This is a genomic window from Rahnella sp. ChDrAdgB13 (assembly GCF_017655185.1).
Classification (GTDB): Bacteria; Pseudomonadota; Gammaproteobacteria; order Enterobacterales; family Enterobacteriaceae; genus Rahnella; species Rahnella contaminans.
The window spans coordinates 1-1,246 of the sequence record NZ_JAEMGT010000223.1; the positions used below are offsets into that span (position 1 = coordinate 1).

Here is a 1,246-nt window from a genome sequence, read left to right on the forward strand (position 1 = left end):
AGTTCAGTCGGTAGAACGGCGGACTGTTAATCCGTATGTCACTGGTTCGAGTCCAGTCAGAGGAGCCAAATTTGTGTTTTCATGCCTCTTTGCGAATCTTTATACGATTTAGATTCAACAAGTTAGTGTGAAAAGTCTTCCCGATGCATTTTCAGTTTTCCCTCCGCATCGGGAGAATTTGGTGGTCAGATTTGGGGTCATGTTGGTTCGATGACGGAGTGACCCCCAAATGTCTCTTAACGACTCAAAAATCCGCAACTTAAAATCATCTGCAAAACCCTTCAAAGTTTCCGATTCTCACGGCCTGTACCTATTAGTAAATCCAGTCGGTTCACGTCTCTGGTATCTCAAATATCGTATCAATAGTAAAGAATCCCGCCTTGGCTTAGGCGCCTACCCCGACGTATCTTTGGCTGATGCTCGTCAACAGCGTGATGGTATCCGTAAATTGCTGGCGCATAATATCAATCCAGCACAACAGCGCTCTGCTGAAAGAGCCACTTCCTCGCCAGAAAAAACTTTTAAGTATGTGGCACTGGACTGGCATAAAAGCAACCGAACATGGTCAGAGAACCACGCCTCCCGTCTGCTTGCCAGCATAAACAATCATATATTTCCTGTGATTGGACACTTGCCGGTAGCTGAACTGAAACCTCGTCACTTTATCGACCTGCTGAAAGGCATTGAGCAAAAAGGTCTGCTGGAAGTCGCAGCACGTACCCGGCAGCATATGTGCAACATCATGCGTCATGCCGTACATAATGAGTTGATAGAGCAGAATCCTGCTGCAAATCTGGACGGTATCATCGCCCCGCCCGTTAAACGCCACTACCCTGCCCTTCCGCTGGAGCGACTGCCGGAACTATTGGCTCGCATTGAGGACTACAAGCAAGGACGAGAGTTAACCCGCCTGGCCGTATCACTAACCCTTCACCTATTTATCCGCTCCAGCGAGCTGCGCTTCGCCCGTTGGTCTGAGATCGATATCAGAAACAAAATCTGGACCATTCCAGCCACACGCGAAGCTATCCCTGGTGTCCGCTATTCTGGGCGTGGTGCAAAAATGCGCACTCCACACATCGTTCCACTCTCCCGTCAGTCCATCACTATTCTGGAACAGATACGGGAAATATCCGGGCATCAGGAGCTGGTATTCCCCGGCGATCACAATCCATATAAACCGATGTGTGAAAACACGGTCAACAAGGCGCTACGCCTGATGGGCTATGACACAAAAGATGAAATC

1 protein-coding gene is annotated in these 1,246 nt (G+C 49.0%); it reads left to right on the forward strand.

Annotated elements, in window-relative coordinates:
• Window positions 1-229 precede the first annotated feature (229 nt).
• The coding region (locus J8X26_RS28140; RefSeq protein ID WP_208952600.1) for an integrase arm-type DNA-binding domain-containing protein at window positions 230-1,246 on the forward strand (1,017 nt) is incomplete at its 3' end.